The 23,559-nt window shown below is 49.4% G+C and carries 21 protein-coding genes; 2 read left to right on the forward strand and 19 right to left on the reverse strand.

Translation table 11 applies throughout. The features are described 5' to 3' along the window. Nucleotides 1–64 precede the first annotated feature (64 nt). The 17 genes from fabZ to ACO6VE_RS16970 all read right to left on the reverse strand — a co-directional run bounded on the left by fabZ (nt 65) and on the right by ACO6VE_RS16970 (nt 17,972). A complete protein-coding gene (gene fabZ / locus ACO6VE_RS16890; protein ID WP_422462454.1) occupies nt 65–505 on the reverse strand; it encodes a 3-hydroxyacyl-ACP dehydratase FabZ in 441 nt (146 codons plus the stop codon). Nucleotides 506–603: 98 nt separating this feature from the next. Beyond that, nucleotides 604–1,617, reverse strand: coding sequence for a UDP-3-O-(3-hydroxymyristoyl)glucosamine N-acyltransferase (gene lpxD / locus ACO6VE_RS16895; RefSeq protein WP_422462456.1), 1,014 nt, complete (start codon nt 1,615–1,617; stop codon nt 604–606). 6 nt (nt 1,618–1,623) lie between these two features. Further along, a complete protein-coding gene (locus tag ACO6VE_RS16900; RefSeq protein WP_422462457.1) occupies nt 1,624–2,133 on the reverse strand; it encodes an OmpH family outer membrane protein in 510 nt (169 codons plus the stop codon). A 265-nt stretch (nt 2,134–2,398) separates the two neighbouring features. Further along, the gene (gene bamA / locus ACO6VE_RS16905) at nt 2,399–4,714 is read right to left on the reverse strand and encodes an outer membrane protein assembly factor BamA (RefSeq protein WP_422462459.1); all 2,316 of its coding nucleotides are present in this window, start codon (nt 4,712–4,714) and stop codon (nt 2,399–2,401) included. A 103-nt stretch (nt 4,715–4,817) separates the two neighbouring features. Then, the gene (rseP, locus tag ACO6VE_RS16910; protein WP_422462461.1) at nt 4,818–6,221 is read right to left on the reverse strand and encodes a sigma E protease regulator RseP; all 1,404 of its coding nucleotides are present in this window, start codon (nt 6,219–6,221) and stop codon (nt 4,818–4,820) included. Then, nucleotides 6,218–7,432, reverse strand: a complete 1,215-nt coding sequence (gene ispC / locus ACO6VE_RS16915; RefSeq protein WP_422445355.1) for a 1-deoxy-D-xylulose-5-phosphate reductoisomerase — start codon at nt 7,430–7,432, stop codon at nt 6,218–6,220. The genes rseP and ispC overlap by 4 nt, the downstream gene beginning before the upstream one ends. Nucleotides 7,433–7,435: 3 nt before the next feature. After that, complete coding sequence (locus ACO6VE_RS16920; protein ID WP_422445357.1) at nt 7,436–8,242, reverse strand: phosphatidate cytidylyltransferase; 807 nt, start codon at nt 8,240–8,242, stop codon at nt 7,436–7,438. Continuing rightward, a complete protein-coding gene (gene uppS, locus ACO6VE_RS16925; protein ID WP_422445359.1) occupies nt 8,236–9,015 on the reverse strand; it encodes a polyprenyl diphosphate synthase in 780 nt (259 codons plus the stop codon). Before uppS ends, ACO6VE_RS16920 begins: the two co-directional genes overlap by 7 nt. Nucleotides 9,016–9,211: 196 nt before the next feature. Then, nucleotides 9,212–9,769: a ribosome recycling factor gene (gene frr, locus ACO6VE_RS16930; RefSeq protein ID WP_209200164.1), complete on the reverse strand. Its 558-nt coding sequence runs from the start codon at nt 9,767–9,769 to the stop codon at nt 9,212–9,214. Nucleotides 9,770–9,771: 2 nt separating this feature from the next. Continuing rightward, nucleotides 9,772–10,503 (reverse strand): UMP kinase, encoded by a 732-nt coding sequence (gene pyrH / locus ACO6VE_RS16935; RefSeq protein WP_209200162.1) that lies wholly within the window; start codon nt 10,501–10,503, stop codon nt 9,772–9,774. A gap of 333 nt (nt 10,504–10,836) precedes the next feature. Continuing rightward, nucleotides 10,837–11,697, reverse strand: coding sequence for a translation elongation factor Ts (gene tsf, locus ACO6VE_RS16940; protein WP_422445362.1), 861 nt, complete (start codon nt 11,695–11,697; stop codon nt 10,837–10,839). Nucleotides 11,698–11,918: 221 nt separating this feature from the next. Beyond that, on the reverse strand, nt 11,919–12,701 hold the full coding sequence (rpsB, locus tag ACO6VE_RS16945) for a 30S ribosomal protein S2 (RefSeq protein ID WP_422445364.1): 783 nt from the start codon (nt 12,699–12,701) through the stop codon (nt 11,919–11,921). A 256-nt stretch (nt 12,702–12,957) separates the two neighbouring features. Beyond that, entirely contained in the window at nt 12,958–14,178 is a 1,221-nt protein-coding gene (locus ACO6VE_RS16950) for a glycosyl transferase (RefSeq protein ID WP_422462463.1), read from the reverse strand. Nucleotides 14,179–14,210: 32 nt separating this feature from the next. Next, nucleotides 14,211–15,020: an HAD-IIB family hydrolase gene (locus tag ACO6VE_RS16955; RefSeq protein WP_422445368.1), complete on the reverse strand. Its 810-nt coding sequence runs from the start codon at nt 15,018–15,020 to the stop codon at nt 14,211–14,213. A 15-nt stretch (nt 15,021–15,035) separates the two neighbouring features. Continuing rightward, nucleotides 15,036–15,860 carry a UTP--glucose-1-phosphate uridylyltransferase GalU gene (gene galU / locus ACO6VE_RS16960; RefSeq protein ID WP_422462465.1) on the reverse strand — a complete coding sequence of 275 codons (825 nt, stop codon included), beginning with the start codon at nt 15,858–15,860 and terminating at the stop codon, nt 15,036–15,038. 217 nt (nt 15,861–16,077) lie between these two features. Then, nucleotides 16,078–16,836 (reverse strand): hypothetical protein, encoded by a 759-nt coding sequence (locus tag ACO6VE_RS16965; RefSeq protein WP_422445372.1) that lies wholly within the window; start codon nt 16,834–16,836, stop codon nt 16,078–16,080. 377 nt (nt 16,837–17,213) lie between these two features. Next, nucleotides 17,214–17,972 carry a hypothetical protein gene (locus tag ACO6VE_RS16970; protein WP_422462467.1) on the reverse strand — a complete coding sequence of 253 codons (759 nt, stop codon included), beginning with the start codon at nt 17,970–17,972 and terminating at the stop codon, nt 17,214–17,216. 297 nt (nt 17,973–18,269) lie between these two features. Here ACO6VE_RS16970 and ACO6VE_RS16975 point away from each other — a divergent pair, with 297 nt between their 5' ends. Continuing rightward, a complete protein-coding gene (locus ACO6VE_RS16975) occupies nt 18,270–19,985 on the forward strand; it encodes a sugar phosphorylase (RefSeq protein WP_422445376.1) in 1,716 nt (571 codons plus the stop codon). Between the two features lie 316 nt (nt 19,986–20,301). Here ACO6VE_RS16975 and ACO6VE_RS16980 read toward each other — a convergent pair whose 3' ends face one another. Beyond that, nucleotides 20,302–20,760 (reverse strand): hypothetical protein, encoded by a 459-nt coding sequence (locus ACO6VE_RS16980; protein WP_422445378.1) that lies wholly within the window; start codon nt 20,758–20,760, stop codon nt 20,302–20,304. Nucleotides 20,761–21,218: 458 nt separating this feature from the next. Beyond that, nucleotides 21,219–21,680 carry a hypothetical protein gene (locus tag ACO6VE_RS16985; RefSeq protein ID WP_422445380.1) on the reverse strand — a complete coding sequence of 154 codons (462 nt, stop codon included), beginning with the start codon at nt 21,678–21,680 and terminating at the stop codon, nt 21,219–21,221. Between the two features lie 258 nt (nt 21,681–21,938). Here ACO6VE_RS16985 and ACO6VE_RS16990 point away from each other — a divergent pair, with 258 nt between their 5' ends. Next, complete coding sequence (locus tag ACO6VE_RS16990; protein ID WP_422462469.1) at nt 21,939–23,483, forward strand: hypothetical protein; 1,545 nt, start codon at nt 21,939–21,941, stop codon at nt 23,481–23,483. Nucleotides 23,484–23,559: the final 76 nt, after the last annotated feature.

Raw genomic sequence — 23,559 nt, forward strand, 5'->3', positions numbered from 1 at the left:
TGCAACGGGCTAATGGCTTCAACCGCCCCGGCAGCTTCAGAATCAGTAACGGAGAGTGTGTCGCTCAAGATTTTATTTCCTTTCTTGCACACGTAACTTCAGCAGAGCAGACAATATTACCATCAACCACCGCCTCACAGGCAAATTTCCAGATATCCCGTTTCCGTGCCAACAGTGTTGCCCGGAGAATCAGCTGATCACCAGGAACCACCGGTTTGCGAAAACGTACCTTATCCGCTCCGGCAAAAAAGTAGATTGTGTCGCCATCCGTCTTGCGAATGTGATAACCAAGGATACCTGCTGACTGAGCCATCGCTTCAATAATCAACACCCCCGGCATCACCGGATGCTGTGGGAAATGACCATTAAAATGCGGCTCATTACTGGATACATTTTTAAGACATTCGATGGAGCCATTTTCTGTATCCACATGAAGAACCCGATCCACCAGCAGAAAAGGATATCGGTGGGGCAGGATCTCCTTAATTACCTCAATTCGTCTCATTCACCTTAAACTCTATAACAGAAAAAGGCTGGACAACCAGCCTTTCCTTTACCGTAAAAATTCTTACCCTGCCAGGTTTCAGTGTACTTATATCAGTCTCACTGTTTCTCCAGCTGTTTAACCCGCCTGGCCAGATCATCCAGTTGCCGGAAACGAACCACGTTTTTCCGCCACTCACGACTCTCCATAAAACCAGTACCGGAAGAGTAGGAACCAGCCCTGGTAATTGAGCGCGTAATCATGGCCATGCCACTGATAAACGTCCCATCGGCAATGGTCAGATGACCGGCAAAACCGGCGGCTCCGGCAATAGTACAATTTTTACCAATCTTTGTACTTCCGGAAATACCGACACCAGCGGCAATAGCCGTGTTCTCGCCAATCACCACATTGTGAGCAATCTGAATCAGGTTATCGAGACGGACACCACTGTGTATTTCCGTATTACCCAGGGCTCCACGGTCAATACAGGTGTTGTTGCCAATTTCGACATCGCTGCCGATCACCACACCACCGATCTGGGCGATTTTGTACCAGCGACCATCCGCGTGCGCATTACCAAAACCATCACCACCAATCACCGCTCCGGAGTGAATGATGGTCCGATCACCGATGGTGACACCATGGCAGACCGTAACATTGCGATGAAGGTGAACATCGGCACCAAGCACGGAGTCGTGCCCCACCACGGTACCGGCATCTATGCGAACACCGGCAGCAATCTGAACGCCTGCCTCAATCACAACGTTGGCACCAATGGCAGCGGTCGCATCCACAACAGCGGTCTCATCAACCACGGCACTGGGGTGGATACCTGCATTGCCACCACGGTCAGTATCGAACAGGGAGGAGAGCCGGGCATAACCCAGGTATGGGTTATCAAGAACCAGGGCATTTCCGGTAAAGCCACTGGCGGAATCCGGGCAGAGAATAACCGCACCGGCCTTAGTGGTTTCCAGATATCGGGCATAGGCCGGATTGGCCAGAAAGCTTAACTCATGCCCCCCGGCATCCTGAAGGGTATTCAGACCTGAGACCTGCTTATCCCCATCTCCCTGCAGCCGGGCACCACACTGTTCTGCCAGTTGGGACAAAGTATAAACATCAGTCATGATTCATTACTTCATCTGGTTGAGGCTTTCAATGACCTTGCGAGTGATATCAATACCCGGACTGCCATAGATGGCCATCTGACGATCAATGACCAGATCCAGCTTTAACTCACTGATAACTTTATCGATGGCAGTCTGCAGTTTTGGCCGCAGCTTTTCACGCTCAGCATTATCCGCTTCTGCTTTATCAGTCTGATACTGGCGTCCTTTCAGTTGCAAGTCTTCATACTTGCGCTGCAACTCCAGCTGGCGAACTTTCAACTGCTCGGCGCTCAAAGTCGGGCCATCTTTTTGCAGTTTTTCCTGCATATTACGAACGTCACCCTCAAGCTTCTGCAGAGCGACTAACTGAGGCTTGAACTTGGCTTCAGACTTTTTGGCGTATTGTTTGCCGGCATTGGATTCACTTAACACCATCGCCGTATCAAGCACACCCACTTTACTGCCACTAGTGGCTGCATTGGCCAGAGGGGCCAGCATAATCAGGGCCAGGAATGCCAGTCTGATGGATTTCAAAATAAATCTCCTGAAAACGGTAAAAAAAGGCATTATAAAGAAAAGGTGCCTGATAGCACCTTTTAATTACGTAAAATTCCCTCCTAAAAGAGGGATTTGCTTAGGAGCCTGTCGGACTTAAGACTGTCCTACTGCGGTTGCGAAAAATTGGTCTAAAAATTCCTGCTTCTTCGTCAAATAGCCCCGCTATTCTCCTCAGAAGCAGAAATTTTTATCCTCAATTTCTCGCAATCCTCGCTACGGACGCTTAAGCCCGACAGGCTCCTTAGAATGGAGTCCCCAGAGAGAACTGGAAGGTCTGGGTTTCATCCCTGCCTTTGGCATTCAGAGCCTTAGCCAGACTGAAAGTCAGCGGGCCAAGGGGGGTAATCCAGGTCAGGCCCACACCAGCACTGTAACGCAGCTCACCCAGGCCCGGCTTGTAGCAATCGACCACCTGTGAGCTGCAGCTCGTATCAAACACATTACCGTAGTCAAAGAACACGCTGGTCCTTAATGAACGCTGATCCTTGACAAAGGGTAAAGGGAATAGCACTTCAACCGTACCCTCAAGCAGCACATCACCACCCATGCTGTTGAAGTCATCGCCGTTATCCCGTTGCGCAGCCTTGGGTCCAAGGGAGTTATCATTGTAACCCCTTACAGAACCAAAACCACCGGCATAGAAGTTCTCAAAGAACGGCATTTCAGAAGTACTGCCATAGGCACCGCCATAACCCAGGCGAGTGGCAAAACGCGCCGTCAGACTGCGGGTAATGGGCTGAAAGTACTGACCTCGATACACCAGCTTATAAAATGTGGTGGTTGAGCCCGGAATCGCGGCAGACAGCGATAAGCTCTGGGAATAACCGGCCGTTGGCAGTAGCCCACGGTTCAACTCTGACTGCGACCAGCCCAGCGACGTCTTGATATTGGCAAACTTGCGCCCTTCTGTATCAAGATAATTCAGAATAACCCTGGGAGTACCGGAACCGGTGGTTATTTCCGTACCATCAACCCCAAGACTGAAATTAATGGACTCTGTTTCAGACAATGGATACCCGAAACGAACGTTACCACCAAAGGTGTCAGCCGCATAACTGGAGATGTCCGAATCACTGTAATCGTAGGTTCGATAGTAAATATCATAACCACGGGATACACCGTCAATGGTGTAATAGGGATCCATAAAACTGAAATTATAGAGCTGGCTGACATCACTTTTGTTCAGACCAACGGTGACCTTGTTGCCGGTTCCCAGAAAGTTATTCTGGCTGACAGAACCACCGAGTAACAGACCATCAGACTGGGAGAAACCGATACTGGCCGTAACACTGCCGGAAGGCTGCTCTTCTACGGTGTAATTAACATCAATCTGATCGCTGGTTCCCGGCACCGGCGGCGTTTCAACATTGACCTCCTTGAAATACCCCAGACGCTCTAGCCGCACCTTAGACTGCTCAATCTTCTGGGTATTGGCAGAAGCCCCCTCCATCTGGCGCATTTCCCGACGCAGTACCTCATCATCGGTCTTGGTATTCCCGGAGAAATTAATCCGTCGGACATAGGCTCTGCGGCCCGGATCAACAAAGAAGGTCAACTCAACGGTTTTGTTGCCATGGTCCGGTTTGGGAATTCCGGTCACATTGGCAAAGGTATACCCTTCGTTGCCAAGGCGACGGCTCAGAATCTCTTCCGTGGTAGTAATCAGTCTGCGGGAGAACACCTGCTCCGGCTGGGCCAGCAGCAGCTTTCTTGCCTCGTCTTCAGGAATCACCAGATCACCGGCCAGCTTAACGTCACTGACTGTGTACTTATCGCCCTCAGCCACGTTGACCGTGATATACACACTCTGCTTGTCAGGGCTGATAGAAACCTGGGTGGAGGTAATATTGAAGTTGATATAACCCCGGTCCAGGTACCATGACCGCAAACGCTCCAGGTCACCGGACAGTTTCTCCCGGGAGTATTTATCCGCAGAACTGAAGAATTGATACCACTCGGTTTTCTGCAGCTCAAACAGGTCAATCAGTTCATCCCTGGGGAAGGCCGTATTACCCACAACATTAACATGCTGTATGGTCGCCACCTTGCCTTCCTTGACATTGATGCGCAACTTCACCCGGTTACGGGGCTGCGCTTCAACATCGGCGGTGATCCTGGCACCGTATCGCCCCTGGGCAACGTATTGACGCTCAAGCTCAAGACGGATCGCTTCCAGGGTGGCCTGCTGGAAAATCTCCCCTTCTGCCAGACCGGAACGCTCCAGGCCGGTTATCAGATCTTCCGTCTTGATCGCCTTATTGCCCTTAATCTCAATTGCGCTGATGGAGGGTCGCTCAACCACCGCAACCACCAGAACATCACCTTCACGGGCCATACGAATATCATTGAAATACCCGGTTTGATAGAGCGCCCGGGCGGCCCCGGCGATATCCGGTGATTCAATATCATCGCCCACCTCAACCGGCAGGGCATTAAAAACTGTCCCGACTGAAACCCGTTGAAGGCCATCAATCCGGATATCTGAGACGACGAAGGCCTGGGCAGCAGGCGCGATGGCTAAAGAGCCAATCAGCAGAGACAACAGTGATCGCTTCATGGAATCCGTTCTTATCCGTGTTCATTTCGCATTAACGTGAAAAACATGCTCTTCAATTTCCACATCGCTATTCATGACGCGCAGAGCGCAAAGTGCTTTTCTTTCATTGGAAGAGTCGGCTCAGGTCGTTATACATGGCCAGCATCATCACTCCGACAACAAAGGTTACCCCGATTTTCAAACCCAGTGTCTGGGTTTTCTCGGAAAGTGGCTTGCCCCTGACCATTTCAACGAGGTAGAAAAGCAGATGACCGCCATCCAGCACGGGTATGGGGAGCAGGTTCAACACCCCCAGGCTGACGCTCAACATGGCCAGAAAATAGAGAAAATTTTCCAGCCCAGACTCAAGCGACGCGCCAGCCACTTTAGCAATGGTTATCGGACCGCTCAAGTTTTTCACGGAAACAAGCCCGACAACCATCTTCCAGAGGGATTCCAGGGTCATGCTGGTCAGTGACCAGGTCGCCTGGGCACCTTTTACCAGCGAATCAATCGGCCCAAACTGTAAATGACGAATCATGGTTTCTGGCCAGGAAACCTGCTGGACACCTGCACCGATAAAACCGGTTGTCACCCCATCAGTGGATCGACTGCCCGGGGTCAACGGCATTTCCTGACTGACGCCATCCCGCTCAACCAGCAATTGCAACGTTAGACCGGCATTGTCACGGATCAGTTCAACAAAGTGCATCCAGTCAATGACGGTTTCGCCATTAACCTGCAGGATTTTATCACCCGACTCCAGACCATCTCTTGCTGCCGCCCCATCGTCCGATAGCTGACCAATGACTGCGGGGATAACAGGAGAGTAAGGCACAATACCCAGGGAACGCACAGGATTCGGCTGTTCCTCATTAACCAGCCAGTCAACTATCGTGATATTTTTATCCCGCACAGCCCCCTCTGAGGCCTCTCCGGGCTCACCTGCCCGGATAGAGACATCAAGATTTCGGCTCTCACCAATGAAGGACAAAAGTTCCATGTTCACGGCCTGCCAGCCCGGTGTTTCCACACCGTTCACAGCAACAATTTCATCACCGGGGTGAATACCTGCAACGGCAGACGGAGAATCGGGAATCACTTCGCCAACCTGAGGCATCAGGGTACGAACACCCACCATGTACATGAGCCAGAGGGCAAAAATGGCCAGCAGAAAGTTGGCAACAGGCCCGGCAGCAACAATGGCAATCCGGGCAAGGACGGGCTTATTATTAAAAGAAAGGTGCTGCTCATTATCGGGCACCGGCCCTTCCCTCTCATCCAGCATCTTGACATAGCCACCCAACGGTACCGCAGCAATACTGAATTCAGTACCATGACGATCAGTCCAGCGCCATAATGACTTGCCAAAACCCACGGAGAAACGAAGTACTTTAACACCGCAACGGCGGGCCACCCAGAAGTGACCATACTCGTGAATACTCACCAGTATTCCAAGGGTTACTACAAAAGCAAAAATGGTCTGTGCTGAGTCAGCTATCTCCGACAAGAGCGATTCAAAAATCATGCAACACCCTGCATTTGTGAAACCTGTTTCCGGGCCAGATAGCGGGCTTCCCTGTCAGCTTCCAGCACTTGATCTATGTCGCCGACATTCATGACCGGCAAGGTCTGCAATGTGGCATTAATGACTTCAGGTATGCGATCAAAACGCAGTTTGCGTTCCAGAAATGCATCAACGGCAATTTCATTGGCAGCATTGAGCATAGCAGCCGCGGTACCACCGCTGCGCGCCACGTCCTGGGCCAGCTTCAGACAGCGGTAACGCATCATGTCCGGCGCATAGAAGTCCAGTCTGGCAATCTCGGTCAGAGACAGGGGAGCAACACCGGATGGTATCCTTCCCGGCCATGCCAGGGCATGGGCAATGGGTGTTCTCATGTCCGGATTCCCCATCTGGGCAAGTACCGAGCCATCCTCATAATCCACCATTGAGTGGATGATGCTTTGCGGATGAATCACCACCTCCACCTGCTCAGGACGGGCATCAAACAACCAGCAGGCTTCAATAAACTCAAGCCCTTTATTCATCATCGTGGCAGAGTCTACGGAAATTTTACGCCCCATACTCCAGTTTGGATGGGCACAGGCCTGTTCAGGTGTCACAGCGGCAAAACTTTCTACCGGAGACTGTCGGAATGGACCACCGGAAGCGGTCAGCAATATTCGCCTGACCCCCACCCGCTCAAGCCCCCCGTGGTGATTGGCAGGCAAGCACTGAAAAATGGCGTTATGCTCACTATCGATAGGAAGGAGAACAGAACCAGATGCCTTAACCGCATCCATGAACAAGGCACCGGTCATCACCAGCGTTTCCTTGTTCGCCAGCAGTATTTTTTTTCCGGCACGAACCGCAGCCATGGTGGGCGGTAGCCCCGCAGCACCAACAATGGCCGCCATAACCACGTCAACATCACCATCCGCCGCCACCTGGTTCATGGCATCCAGGCCGGATTCAACAGAGATGCGCAAACCTTCAGACTGAAGGTCCGCCCTGAGTTTATTGGCCGCCTGTTCATCCGCCATAACGATATATTGCGGACGAAACTGACGGGCCTGCTCCAGCATAACGTCCGCGTTTCTGCCGGCTACTAAAGAATGCACGGTGTATTGATCCGGATTCCGCGCGATCACATCCAAAGTACTTTTGCCAATGGACCCGGTGGAACCCAACACACAAACCCGCTGTCTGCCGGATTGAGAGCATGATGCAGTCATGACCTAAAATACACCCCTGGTTATCATGACAAAAAGAGTAAATATCGGAACGGCAGCCGTCAGGCTATCAATTCGATCAAGCACACCACCATGACCTGGCAGCAGGTTTCCGCTGTCCTTGACCCCGCGGCAACGTTTCAAAACACTTTCCCAGAGGTCGCCCAGAACGGAAACCAGAACAGTCAGTATGCTCAGAATCAACAACAACACCCCCTGTAAAAAGCTGACACTGAAGAACAACGTCACAAGACTTGAAATCAGCATTGAGACCAGTAAGCCTCCGACCAGTCCCTCCATGGTCTTTTTCGGGCTGACCCGCTCAATAAGTTTTGTTCTGCCAAAACGCTTGCCAGCAAAATAAGCACCGCAGTCTGCCCCCCAAACCATCACCAGAAGGATAACAATCAACCAGGCAGAGTCTGGCATTTGTTTGAGCTCATAAAGACCAAGCCATGGAGGCACCAGAGTCAGCACCCCCACCAATAATCTAAGGGACTGGTTCTCAAGCCAGCGCGCGCTCTTGGGATATTGCCTGACAAGGATAAAGGCGACCAGCCACCAGACAGCAGCCAGACCAAGAACCAACGAGGACGGTAAAAAAAGTGTCAGAGCACAAAAAACACCAATAGCCAGCGCATAGAACAGACGTACAGATCGCTGTTCAAAACCGGAAAGGTTCGCCCACTCCCAAGCCGCTAACATAATAATCGCGGCAATAAAGAAGCCAAAACCGGTTAATGGCAATAAAAAAACGCCTGCCAGCGCCACTGGCGCTAATATGACAGCAGTTATGATTCTTTCTTTCAGCACAGTGTTTCAGCCTCCACTTGCTCGCTGGTTTTGCCAAACCGTCGCTGGCGACGGGCGTAGCTCAGCAGGGCCTGCTGTAATTCATTACGGCCAAAATCTGGCCACAGGGTGTCGGTAAAATAAAACTCACTGTAAGCACATTGCCACAATAGAAAGTTACTGATTCGCTGTTCACCACTGGTACGAATCAATAGATCAGGGGCAGGCAAACCCGACGTACTGAGATGCTGTTCAATGGCAAACTCATCAATATTTTTAGCATCAAGCTCACCACGCGCCACTTTTTCAGCCAGTAGCCTCGCAGCAGAAGCGATATCCCACCTGCCGCCATAGTTGGCAGCAATGACCAGGGTCACTGAATAATCATTGGCAGTGAGCGTTTCTACCTCTTGAATATATTTCTGAATTTCAGGACTGAATCGGGTAATGTCGCCAATGACCTTCAGCCGGATGCGATTTTTCTTCATCCGACGAGCCTCTCGCTTGAGAACCCCCAGGAACAGGCGCATCAGGCCATTGACTTCAATGACCGGCCGATTCCAGTTCTCGCTGCTGAACGCAAACAGCGTGAGCACTTCAACACCCTGTTCATCGCAGGCTTCAACCACTTCACGAACCCGGTTAACACCCGCGCGGTGTCCGGCGAGTCCGGGCAGGTGTTTCCGTTTGGCCCAGCGGTTGTTCCCATCAAGAATAATAGCCACATGGCGCGGCAGCCTCTCTGGCGGAACTCCCTGAATGCCGCTTTTTCCCTGTAACAATGTATTGGCCATGGATTAAGACGATCTGAAAATTGGCAGGTAAAAAAAAGTGTAACAGTAGAACCTTGCAGGAGCCCGCCGTAAAAAGCAAGCGCCCCCAAAGCATCAAAAGACAACTGACGCCTGAATTATTGCAGTCATTACCAGCAGGATTCTGTCTGACGCCAGCCAGACAAAGGCAATAACCGCAATTCAGTACAGTCAGCCATTAGATCGCCATTAAATCTTCTTCCTTAACAGAAAGATTTTTATCAACTTCAGCAATAAACTGATCAGTCAGCTTCTGCACATCATCCTGACCACGACGCTCGTCGTCTTCACTGATCTCTTTTTCCTTTTCCAGCTCTTTAATATCAGCCAGTGCATCACGGCGGATATTGCGGATAGCAATGCGGGCATTCTCCGCATCCTGACGCGCCTGACGAATATAGCCCTTGCGGGTCTCTTCGGTCAGCGGTGGCAGAGGAATACGAATAACTTCACCGGCAGTCGATGGGTTCAGCCCCAGGTCAGACTTCAGAATTGCCTTTTCAACATCAGGCACAATCTGTCTTTCCCAGACACGAACAGCCAGCGTACGACCGTCTTCAACAGAAATGTTAGCCATCTGACTCAGCGGTGTTTCTGAGCCGTAGTAAGACACCTTAATGCCATCCAGAAGACTTGGATGGGCGCGACCGGTACGAATCTTGTTGAAGGCAACCGTCAACGATTCAATGGTTTTGCCCATACGCTCTTTGGCATCATCTTTAATCTCATTGATCATCATTAACCCCCGTTTACCAGTGTTCCTTCATTACCGCCAACCACAAGATTTAACAGAGCGCCGGACTTGTTCATATTAAACACCCGAACAGGCATCTGCTGGTCGCGCACCAGGCAAATTGCCGTTAAATCCATAACGCCCAGCTTGCGAGCCAGGACATCATCATAGGTCAGCTGATCAAATTTAACCGCATCAGAATGCTTTACCGGATCTTTATCATAGACACCGTCAACCTTGGTGGCCTTGAGAACGATATCAACGCCCACTTCAATGCCTCTCAGACAGGCCGCAGAGTCAGTGGTAAAAAATGGATTTCCGGTACCAGCAGAAAAAATCACCACATCGCCAGAGTTGAGATACCGCACGGCACGACGATGATCATAATGCTCCACAACACCACTCATGGGAATGGCAGACATCACCCGGGTATTGATATTGGAACGTTCCAGGGCATCACGCAGGGCAAGGGCATTCATCACGGTTGCCAGCATCCCCATGTGATCACCGGTGACCCGGTCCAGGCCTGCGGCACTCAGCGCAGCGCCACGGAAGAGGTTTCCACCGCCGATAACGATACCAACCTGTACACCAATCCCTACTAACTGACCGATTTCCAGGGCCATTCGATCCAGGACCCTGGGATCAATACCAAACTCACCTTCGCCCTGCAGAGCTTCACCGCTGAGCTTCAGCAGTATACGTTTGTATTTCGGTTGACTATCACTTGCCGGCATGTTCAGTTTCCGAGTCTGGTTGGCTAAATTACACACATCCCGCAAATGCGCTGCCATCGGGAGACCAGCCATGAAAGCTGCATTCGATGAACCGTCTGGCCGAAAATGATCTGTTCTGACCAATCAGCCAGCGAGTTGATGTGTTCTGACAGTTGACATTCTTGTCCATGAAACTTTCCCATGAAGAAAACCTGAAAATCAACCATCAGCTATGGATAGACATGAAAAGGCCAACCCAATGGGCTGACCCAGGAGCCTGTCGGAATCAAGACTGTCCTGCGCGGCAACTGCTCCTGCGTTGCCCCGGGAGGCTGTCCGACAGGCTTCTGGTTATTACAGTCCTGCCTGAGCGCGGACTTCAGCAGCGAAGTCCACTTCTTCTTTCTCGATACCTTCACCCACTTCGAAACGTACGAAGCTGGCTACAGTAGCGCCAGCTTTTTTGGCCAGTGCACCAACAGTGGTATCAGGATCTTTAACGAAAGGCTGTTCAACCAGGCTGCTTTCTGCCAGGAACTTGCTGATACGACCTTCAATCATCTTCTCGATGATATTGGCTGGCTTGCCAGACTGCTCTGCCTGAGCCTGGAAGATCTCTTTCTCTTTCTCTACCAGTTCAGCCGGCATATCTTCCTTGTTAACCACCTGTGGGTTAACAGCCGCAACGTGCATGGCGATATCACGAGCCAGTTCAGTATCACCACCTTCCAGTCTGGTCAGAACAGCGATACGGTTGTTACCGTGAACGTATGAGCCAATCACGCCGCCTTCAACGATAGCGATACGACGAACGCCGATGTTTTCACCGATCTTCTGAACCAGCGCCTGACGGGCTTCTTCCAGCTCGCCTTCCATCAGCGCGTTAACGTCAGCTTCTTTACGGGCAAAAGCAGCGCCAACCACCTGCTGAACGAAGTTCAGGAAGTTATCATCACGGGCTACGAAGTCAGTTTCACTGTTGACTTCAACCAGCACACCAAAGCTGGCATCGTCAGCCACTTTAACGGCTACAATACCTTCTGCTGCGATACGACCGGCTTTCTTGGCAGCTTTTGCCTGACCGGACTTACGCATTTCTTCGATTGCAACTTCAATGTCACCCTGTGCTTCAACCAGTGCTTTTTTGCACTCCATCATGCCCAGGCCAGTACGCTCACGCAGTTCTTTTACCAGTGCTGCACTAATAGCTGCCATGGTTGATTCCTCGCAAATTGACAGTCTTTTTATGCCACCAGCAATAACAGCGGCATAAAAGAATAGTTATCTGTACATCGGAAAAAAGGGGGCAAAGCCCCCTTACTCTTTTCCAAAATCGGCAAGCAGCATCTGTTATTTATGCAGTGCAATCGTAAAGCCTGCACCCTGTCATAAGACCAGGTTAATCAGATACTGCCTGGCACCAGGTCTTCGAAGCCTCAGGCTTCTTCAGAACCCTGCGCTTCTTCAGACTTGGGAGCTTCCTCAGCCTTTGGCGCTTCTTCGATTTCTACGAACTCGTCTTCAGCACCAGTGCTCGCACGGGCACGACCTTCCAGAATCACATCAGCAGCAGCCTTCAGGTACAGCTGGATAGCACGGATCGCATCATCGTTACCTGGAATGATGTAGTCCACACCTTCAGGGCTGGAGTTGGTATCCACGATACCAATAACCGGAATACCCAGCTTGTTGGCTTCCTGGATAGCGATGCGCTCATGCTCAACGTCGATAACGAACAGAGCGTCTGGCAGACTGCCCATGTCCTTGATACCGCCCAGGCTGCGATCCAGTTTTTCCAGATCACGGCTGCGCATCAGCGCTTCTTTCTTGGTCAGTTTTTCAAAAGTACCGTCGTCACGCTGGCTTTCAAGATCACGCAGACGCTTGATGGACTGGCGAATGGTCTTGTAGTTGGTCAGCATACCACCCAACCAGCGGTGATCAACGTAAGGCATGCCACAGCGAGCAGCCTCTTCACGAATGATCTTGCCAGCAGCACGCTTGGTACCAACAAACATGACCTTGTTCTTGCCTTCAGCCAGCTTGCCGATGAACTGCAGAGCGCCATTAAAGGCAGGCAGTGTGTGCTCAAGGTTAATGATATGAATTCGGTTGCGTGCACCAAAGATGAACTTGTTCATCTTCGGGTTCCAGTAACGGGTCTGGTGACCGAAATGCACGCCGGCCTTGAGCATGTCACGCATAGTGACTTGAGTCATGGGAATCTCCTGATTCAGGGTTATGCCTCCAAACACCCCATATGTTCGACCAGATCATCATCCGTTTAACGGATTAAAACTGGCACCCGGAACCATGTGTCGGTGAATGTGAGATCTTTTATCAACGTTAAGTTTAATGAAGTCCATGCTGCTCAGTCGTGAGACTAACCGCCATGTACCCCATCTTGAAATCGCATCTCGAAATCAAGTGGCGCTTTATACCATACCCGGACAATTTTCGAAACTTTTTCTGCCATCAGCCAAAACGCTGGTTATCTTCTTCCACCGCATCATAAAGTCGCTCCAATATATCCGGAACAGCAGACATAACCCGGTTCCAACTGGGAATAAAGGGACGCTCCATGGGGTTTTCCAGAAAATGCTGACCGGCTTCCATGATATTCCTGGCAAACAACTCAACGGCCCGCTCTTCACTGTCACGATCCACATGCAAACCATTGATCATGGCATCATCATAGTAGGATTCAATAAAGTCCAGGGCCACCCGGTAGTAGGTCGCCTTGATGGTCCTGAAAGTCTCGGTATTAAACTGAACACCATTGGTGGCCAGTTTGCGGAAAATCGCCTTGATGATGTCATGACTCATTTTCGACAGCCCGCGACTGACATCCCCTTCAGACAGCGGCTGATGCTTATGATCATAAATATCCGCAATATCTACCTGACAGAGCCGCTTACTGGAGTAATTGCGCTTAACCTCCGACAACACCCCAATCTCCAGCCCCCAGTCACTGGGAATCCGGATATCGTTAAAGACACTGGTTCTCATGGAGAATTCACCCGCCAGGGGATAACGAAAGCTGTCCAGATATTCGAGATACTCCATCGGCCCGAGAATCTTTTTCAGCGCCCGCAAAAGGGGCGTAACCAGCAGACGGCTGACCCGGCCATTTAACTTATTGTCAGCGATTCGCGCATAATAGCCTTTGCAGAAGTCATAGCTGAAGGCGGGATTAGCAACCGGATAGAGCAGCCTGGCCAGCAGATCCCGCTGATAGGTAACAATATCGCAGTCATGGAGCGCCACAGCTTCTGACTTTGCCGATGCCAGCACATAGCCGTAACAATACCAGACATTCCTTCCTTTCCCTGGCTCCTTCGGGGCCAGCCCCTTTTCAGCCAGCAGGGCATCAATTGCCTGCAACTTTGGCCCATCCTGCCAGAGAATACGGTGATGCTGATCCAGCCGTCCAAAAAAATCCCTGGCATAGGCAAACTGCTCCTGATCAGCGCGATCAAGGCCAATCACTATTTCAGAGAGATAGCGCACCTGGCTCAGCTCTTCGACAATATGCCCCAGGGCAGGCCCTTCCAATTCTGAAAACAATGAAGGCAAGACCAGTGACATGGGACGCTGGCGGGAAAATGCCAGCAGGTCACGCTCCATATCGTCGGTTGACCGAACTCTCAGATTGTGAAAATTGGTAATTATGCCATTCTGATAAAAGTCACCCATAACCCACCTTTCCTCCACTATTGAAAGTGATTTTATGGCTTGCCAAACATATCAAGTATGGCCTGATTCCAACCCTCAGGACCGACACTGCGGGTTTTAACAACATTCACCAGATGACTCACATCCGGTGCCTGGCCATGCTCCGATCGGATAAGCACCGGATAATCGGCCGCCTCCAGCATCGGCAAGTCGTTCATCCCATCCCCAAGCGCACAGGTTTGCCAGGTCTCTTCCGGATATTCCTGCTGATACCTTTGCAGTAATGCCCGCAAAGCCAGCCCTTTATCCCCTTTCCCGGAAACATGATAAAAGCGCCCTCCTCTCGTCAGATGAAGCCCTTGCGACTCAAGCAACCTGACAAACTCCCGCAATTCTGCATCACCATCACGCCAGATCACCGGCTCACTGGCCTTTCGGGTCATGGCTTTACCCGCCTCATCGATTGATAACCCGGTAACTTCTGCCACCTGATCCCCGGTCAGGTCACCAAAGCCGGTAAACCTGAAACCATGTTTAAGCCGGATATTGGATAAAATTCGCCGTATGCTGCGATAAGGCTGACCATGAAAAAAGTGGGTAAGCCCACAGGAATCCCGGAAATAATCCGCCGGGATCGTCGTCACCATGCCATTTTCACTGATAAATGGCTGATCATTCCCCATCTGTCGCTGAATAACAAGCACCTCTTCCAGCGTTTTACTGGTGTTAAAAATGACCGGTATTTCACGCTCAACCAGCAATTCCAGGGCAGGCTGAGCGGCTGCCCAGCCATAATCATTATGATCCATAAGGGAGCCATCAAGATCGGTAAAAACCAGTATCCTCGGCGCTGTTGCTGCCATCAATAAACCATCCACTCAACCAAAACGTTTTTGATAAATGGCATTGGTGGCCTCGACAAAACCACCCATACTGCCACAGTCAAATCGCCTGCCCTGAAATTTACAGGCAATCACACAACCACTTCTGGCCTGAGACATAATGGCATCTGTCAGTTGTACCTCACCGTTTTTTCCCGCCTCGGTGTTGTCAATAATGTCAAAGATATCGGGGGTCAGAACGTAACGGCCAATAACCGCAAGATTACTGGGAGCCTCTGAAGGCGCAGGTTTTTCCACCATATCCGTCACCCGGATCAAATGCTCATCCAGGGCCTCCCCGGCAATCACTCCATACTTTTCGGTTTCTGCCGCAGGCACTTCCTGTACCGCAAGAATCGTACATCGGAACTGCTTATAGAGATTGACCAGCTGAGCCATCACCGATGGCCCCTTATCATTGACACAAAGGTCATCCGCCAGAATGACACCGAAGGGCTGATCACCTATTAATGTCTGGCCACAGGCAATGGCATGGCCCAGCCCCAGCATCTGATTCTGCCGGGTATACGAGAAGGTACAGGCAGACATCACATCCCGGATCGACGACAGTTTCTCCTCCTTGCCACTACCGGCAATCTCCGCCTCCAGTTCATAGTTAATATCAAAGTGATCCGGTATCGCCCGCTTATTCCTGCCATTAACAAAACCGAGATCCGTTAATCCTGCCTCCATTGCCTCCTCTACCCCGTATTGAATCAGCGGCTTATCAACAATGGGAAGCATTTCCTTGGGCATGGATTTGGTGGCTGGCAAAAAACGTGTGCCATAACCGGCAACAGGAAAGAGGCATTTTGTAATCATTCAATAACTCCGTTTATCACTTGATCTTGAATGCGTTAATACGATGCAGTTCCCATGCCAATGTTACAAGGCACAACTCATGTCAAGAAGGTAAAGAGTGTGAATCAGAGCTTTATTGCTATTTCAGGAGAGGCATTTTGCAATAGCAGGTTCCGGTTTGCTTCTTCCGAGGCTTTCTTTATAGTCGACCCAATCGTTGGGCGGAACCTGCTCTTATCTAATCAGATGTAATACTTATACCCATTCGCCTTTTGTGGTCAGGGTCAGTAGATGTACAGATTATCAACATACCTTTTTGGAGGTCGTCTTCATTGCGAAAAAAGACGAGCGGATTGTAGCCGGTTATGGCATTTGCCTCTCTCAGGTGTTGTATCACACTTTCATGCTGTAAATTTCCCATGACAACTAATCCAGCTGCAATGAAAAAATCTTTCTCAAGCAGACCGGAATGTTTGCCCCAACTTTGTGGATCGTTATTAGATTCACCCATTACTTTACTGATCCAGGGATAATGCTGCATGCTAACCAGTTGTTTCACACTTTCGATAACTTCAGCTATTTTACAGATTTTGATATCTACACGATTATCTTTGTCATAGAAATGAGTTAAATCATGGCCTGATTGCTCTGCTTCGTCTCGGCTATTGACCTCCTGAAATTTCAACCGCGGGTATTGATAGATAACCTGATGGATAAATCTTTTAAGAAAGTCTTTATGACTTTCGTCCTGTGCCTGTGTAATATAGAGAGGCTTTCCAATGGTAGCGACTCCCGGGTATTCGGATATCAGACGCTCAAGCAATTCTTGAACACTCAACTTCTCTTCTATGTCACCTTGGTGAAGTTTGATATGACTCAGCTGTCTTGTGACCAGCCTAACCAGTCCTAACCTGCTGGGAACGGCTTGATCATAATCTGGAGGAGGGGATTTATCAGCAGGATCAACATTTGGTGAACCAGTTGGTGTGACGTTCATTTTTTCTTCCTGTTATCGGGGTCGCAATACACAAAAGTTAAGGGCTGCAATTATGGCTATTGCCTGGCGCATATTACAAAAATTGCCAAGCGTGATTTCTGACCATTCTGACAAAAAATAGTTCAAAACCTTAAAGTGATATATCGCAAAAAAGTTGGAGATAGCGGGGGGATGTCACTATCATCATTCCGTAAAGGCGGGGCGAATAATATGCCAATGTTACATGGCACAACTCATGCTCCTGATATTAAGAACGTGAATCAAAATCCATAACGCTGCTATTTCAGGAGAGGCATTTTGCAATAGCAGGTTCCGGTTTGCATCTTCCGAAGCTTTCTTTATAGTCGACCCAATCGTTGGGTGAAACCTGCTCTTATCTATGACTTCTGCTTGATAGATCGAATGAATATACCCATTTCCCTTTTGGGGTTAGGGTCAGTAGATCTACAGATTATCAACATACCTTTCTGGAGGCTGTCTTCATTGCGAAAAAAGAACAGCGGAGAGTAGCTGGTACGGGCATTTGCCTTTTTCAGTCGTTTCATCACCCTCTTATGCGATAAATCCACCACGTCAGCTGATCCGGCTGAAATGAATAAATCACCGTTAAGCAGACCGGAATATTCGCCCCATTTGTGTTGATCTTTTCTTAAATGATCGATCCAGGGATATTTGTACATACTGGCCAGTATTTTCACACTTTCGATGACTTCAGATATTTTACAGATTTTGATATCTACATGATTAACTGTGTCATAGAAATGAGTTAGATTATGGCTTGATTGCTCTGCCTCATCTCGGCTATTGACCTCCTGAAATTTCAACAGCGGGTATTGAGTGATAACCTCCAAGATAAATCTTTTAAGAAAGTGCTTATCACTTTCGCCCGGTGCTCGTGTAATACAGGGCGGCTCTTCAATGGTGGCGGCTCCAGGGTATTCGGATATCAGACGCTCATACAATGCTTTAACACTCTGCTTCTCTGCTTGGTCACCATGGTGAAGTTTGATAAAACTCAGTTTTTCCATGACCAGACTTACCAGGCCTGACTTACTGAGAACGGCTTGAGCATCAGCTGGAGGGCCGGGATTAAGGGCAGTATCAAGTTGTAATGAACCTGCTGGTGGGACATTCATTTTTTCTTCCTGTTATCGGGATGCACAATACACAAAAGTTAAGGGCTGCCATCATGGTTATTAAATGACGCATATTGCAAAAATTGCCATGTGTAATTTTTGACCATTATGACAAAAAATAGTTCAATACCTTAAAGTGATATATCGCGAAAATTTTTTAGATAACGGGTTATATCACTATCATACACCCGTAAATATGGTCGAATAATATGCCAATGTTACATGGCACAACTCATGCTCCTGATATTAAGAACGTGAATCAGAACACCATAACGCTGCTATTACAGGAGAGGCATTTTGCAAAGCTATCCCCCTATCTTTGCGTCATTTCATCAATCGCTATCCAGGCTTCTTCACATCCCTTATGGTGATCAATCGGATGACCTCGCCAGTATCATCGTCCGCCGGGTTGAGTACTTTCTGCACAACCATGAACCGAAAAGTTTTGACGCCTGGTCAGAGCAGGATATCTATCTGATCACTTATGGCGACAGCCTCACAGAGCATGGGAAACCACCACTGAAAGTACTCAGTGAATTCCTTGGCAGGCACATCCGGCAGCTGATCTCCACCGTGCATATACTGCCTTATTTCCCCTACAGTTCTGATGATGGATTCTCCATCATTGATTATCTGCAGGTTAACCCTGCTCTTGGTGACTGGAATAACGTCAGGGCCATCGCTGAGCGCTATCGGTTAATGACCGACCTGGTTATCAACCACGTATCCCGGGAAAGCCTGTGGTTTGCGGATTTTGTCAGCGGCATCCAGCCTGGGCGGGACTACTTTATTGAGGAAGATCCATCCACAGATCTCACCATGGTCACCCGCCCCAGAAACTCCCCCCTGCTGGTTCCCACCCAGACACGCCGGGGAACCCGCCACGTCTGGGCCACCTTCAGTGAGGACCAGATCGACCTTAACTTCAAAAACCCGGATGTACTGATAAAAATGGTCGATATTGTGCTTTTCTATCTTGCCCGGGGTACCAGCGTAGTGCGTCTTGATGCCATAGCTTTCCTATGGAAGAAGCTCAATACAGCCTGCGTACATCTGCCGGAAACCCACGCCATGGTCAAAGTAATGCGGCTGATTATTGAACAGGTTCGCCCCGGTGCATTACTGATAACCGAAACCAATGTACCTGACCCGGAAAACTTCAGCTATTTCGCCCGGGGCGATGAGGCGCATTTGGTGTACCAGTTTGCACTGCCGCCACTGATACTCCATGCACTAAACCGGGGCACAGAAAAATACCTGGCGCACTGGGCAAGGGCATTACCGGAATACCCTGAGGGTTGCACAACACTGAATTTCACCGCCTCCCATGATGGCATTGGGCTGCGACCGCTTGAAGGGCTCGTCCCCGACAGTGAAGTCGCCGAACTGGTGGACAGCATGCACCGTTTTGGCGGGTTCGTCAGCATGCGCACACTACAGGATCAAAGCGAAAAACCTTATGAGATCAATATCTCTCTATTTGACGCCATGAAAGGCACACGCCGTGGCGAGGATCACTGGCAGGCACAACGCTTTCTCTGCTCACAAATCATTATGCTCGGCATGAAAGGTATTCCGGCCATCTATATTCATAGCCTGCTGGCGACTCCGAACGATATTGTCGGCGTTGAACGATCTGGCCGCACCCGATCCATCAATCGCCGTAAATGGGATATTGAAGAGCTGCGCACAGAACTGGAAAACCCCGTCTCAATGCAGAGCATGGTCTTTAAAACCCTGAAAACCATTATTGGAATTCGCCGAAAAGAGCGCTGTTTTCACCCGGACTGCCCTCAGCAAATCATTGATATCGCACCGGGCATTCTGGCCTTTTCCAGGACTGAGCCCAAAACGGACAGAAGCCTGGTTGCCATTCATAATCTGACGGCAACTCATTTGGACATAAATGCAAAAAAATACCAAGGCCGTCTTGACCTGCTTAGCGGCAAGACCTTTACCTCTGAACAGTTAAAGCCCTATCAAACCCTATGGCTGGTTTCAGGCACCCGGTGATCTCATGGATCGTTCGGCACAGTGAGCGCGTTATCTGGTCATCGCGCCCGGCACGCCCGGGCACATCAGTTTCCTGGTAACGCAGCATATGGCTCAACTTCAGTAGAGGCCAAAGCCACTGATAAACCAGTAGTTAATAAGCTAGCCCGGATATTTCATAAACTGCCCCGAATCTCGCGCCAGACTTTGTCGCTCTAAGGGATTTTGTGAGGGAGCGCCGTACCGGGGAGTACGGTCGACTGAGCAAAACTCCCTTAGAGCGGCAAAGGACAAGCGAGATCGGGAGCACGTTTATGAAATATCCGGGCTAAGGATATCAGACTCTACTTGCCCTATCAGTGGAGTCCAGATCCGAAATTTGAACCCGGGTGTTGAAGACCTCTGATTGACTCGATGACACACTGATTGATCTGCTTGCCAGAGAATTTTCCTGTATTGTGCGGCGACGCTCATCGAGTAAGAAAATAATACTCCCTGCTAAAAAGCCTAGGCTGGCCCCCATGATTGGCTGCGGAGTATCATCCGTGTACGTTGGTATAACCCCATCCCGTTTCCAAAGATAATTAATCAGTGACTCACCACCTATCCCCAGGGCTACACCAGCGGAGATAATGGTTAGCCCCCGCCAGACAGTTTTTGCCTTCTCTGTTCGGTACCAGGGAGTAGCAGTCTGGCGTTCATTGCCAGAACCACTTGCATTGCTTACTCCCTCTGATGTGCCAGAAATATCAATTTGTGCACTGCCGGTGCCGGAAATATGGGTTACGGGGTTCATAATGAACTCTCAAAAATTAGAAATTTATAGTATTAAAAGAAATTTTTTTATTATTGATCACACATTTTGACTTTGGATAATTGAAAAAGTTCACTAATGAACTCAAGGGAGCGGTAAAATCGTACTAACTGAACGTCAATAGCATCACTGCCTGCAGAAAAGCTGGTACGGATGTTAATTTCAATAGCCGCATCATCCGGTTATCCGTGAAGCTGCAGATGGCTTGACCCGGATGTTTCATAAACTGCCCCGAATCTCGCGAAGGACCTTGTCGCTCTATGGGATTTTGTGAGGGGGCGCCGTACCGGGGAGTGTGGTCGACTGAACAAAACTCCCTTAGAGCGGCAAAGGTCAAGCGAGAGCGGGAGCACGTTTATGAAATATCCGGGTTAACCCCAATGGAGGTAAAGCCCCTGATAAACCGGCGCAGTAATTAACGAGCTACAGCAGGCGGACCGTCAGTGTTTACTTCCAGACTCAACGGGACGCAGATCACCAGGGATTTCATCCTTGGCAGTGATGACATTTGGCTGACCTGGTACCATGCTGATCGATCTGTTCTCAATACAAGTATGAATTGCAACATACGCCTCGGTTAAACAGGCCTGGTAAGCCCCTTGAGCAAAACCCACGACTGCTCCACCCAGGAATGGCTGCGATATATTGAACGGGTACAATGGCAAATGCCCATCCCGTTCATCTGCGAAGTAACTCAGTGCCTCACCGCATGCATACAATGCTGTATTCACGGAAACAATGAACAGTCCCCGCCAGAGGGGCTTTGTTGCTATGGTTTTGAAAAAGGCAGTAGCAAGGCTTTCATTGCCAGAGCCACTTACATCGTTTTCCCCCTCTGGACTGACAGTAATAACAGCTTGAGGGTCACGTGTAATAATTTGACCGGTTCCAGTATTGATCATAATGAACTCTCCAATAATTATAAGTTTTTAATATTAAAAAAGATCAATATACTATTGATTAAACTTTTGGACTTTGGGCAATTGAATAAGTTCATCAATAATCATGAGCAAGCAATAAAATCGCACCATCAAAATTTGGACAACACCTGAATAACTCTTTAACAAAAAAAGATCACAGCCAAAAAAACGGAACTATATTCTTTCACCATGGTCAATATACCAGTTGAATAATTTTTTTAACTTTTCAGAGCTTTTAAAATGAACAGAGCTACTGGCAGCATAATATGCTGTGTAATATTTTTTGCTTTTACGACTTTCGACACTGTTTCGGCAAGCAGCTCCTTACGGAGTGACCCGACCCGGTTTGAGCAATACCATGGGCAACAGGTATCTCCCGGTCACTATTACGAACAGACTCCAGGATCTGACGCTGATGCAGTATTCCCACCAGTTATCAGTGTCACTCCGGAAAACAGTGACCAATTGACTATCAACCTTGCCAACAAAACAGAAATCGAGAAGCAGTACATACAGGCCTTTTATTTGAGAGGTGAGCGTGATGGTGACATCCTGCTGAAAACCATTAACGATCTTGGCCGCAGCCTGAGAGACTTAACCACCGTTGCCTCAGAGCTCCAGAAAATTTCTGACGACAGCATCCTTCAACCAATACCCGTCAGGGAATTTCTTGACCATGTGAGAACCTTCACACAGGAATCAAACCTGTTCCTTCAAGACGTTAACAACCTGGAACATTTCCCCACCCTCAGACCAGACATAACTGCAGATCCCGACAGTGAGGTTGATATGCTCCCGCTGGTTCATCAATACCAGTCAACCTTGCGCAGGCTTGATACCCAAATGAGCGAACTTCATTTCAATATCGTCCTGCCCAATGGCGTCCTTCATCAGCAGCTCGGAATCAGTAGCGACCAGCTCAAGTCGATGTCACTGTATACTGCAGAACAGATCGCTGATATGAAACGTAATGCCCTGCAGCTACGGGCCATGCGAACCCAGGATAAGCGAGTCATTGATGAAGGGATCAACCGTTTTACCAAAGATGCCATTGAAACCTTTATAGATACCTTCGGTACGTCAGAGAGATACAGAACCATTTCCGACCGGGAAGGCAGCAAAAGAGCCAAAGAGATGTTGGTCGATGCATTCTGGGCTAGATCTTACATTCGTGCCACCTATGGAATTCAAATTGGGTGCATCCCGGTTGAATATGACAAGCGTATTTTCAATCTGGATTATTACCTGAACGATATGACCGTTGGTGCTGCACCCATTTATGATCAGAATAAGCTCATGCGTTACGCCAATCTCGCTCAGGAAGCAATGTTAACCATTGAAAATTCCGCCAGCAAAAAGTGGTTATCTGTCAGTTCATGGGTTACCTGGTTGGGCGGTAAATCCAATGAGATGGACACCAAATATTTCATTATCGCCCTGATTAAAAAAGATATTGATGAAGAACTGGCCATCAGCCGCTCAGGCGGCCTGAGAAAAGTTCGTGACGGATATCGTCAGCACTACCTCAGTTCAGACATGGCAAGAGCCCTCTACCAGGCAAAAGCAAAGCAGGTTTTCAGCTCATCAGAAGATGACGATGATATTGAGAGCGACGTCATGATGGTTGAGGCTGGCACACTCAAAGGAGCTGTTGCCATGTGCATCAACGCTCTGGAAAACCAGGAAAACCGTCTTGATGAAGCCAGAAAGCTGCAAAGCGTGGTTGATATGCTGACCAGGGACAACGTCTTTTCGGATCGCAGAAAAAGACGACAGCTCTTTTAACCCGGATATTTCATAAACTGCCCCGAATCTCGCGCAGGACTTTGTCGCTCTAAGGGATTTTGTGAGGGAGCGCCGT

The organism is Endozoicomonas sp. ALB115 (assembly GCF_049310245.1).
In the GTDB taxonomy this organism is placed as follows: Bacteria; Pseudomonadota; Gammaproteobacteria; order Pseudomonadales; family Endozoicomonadaceae; genus Endozoicomonas.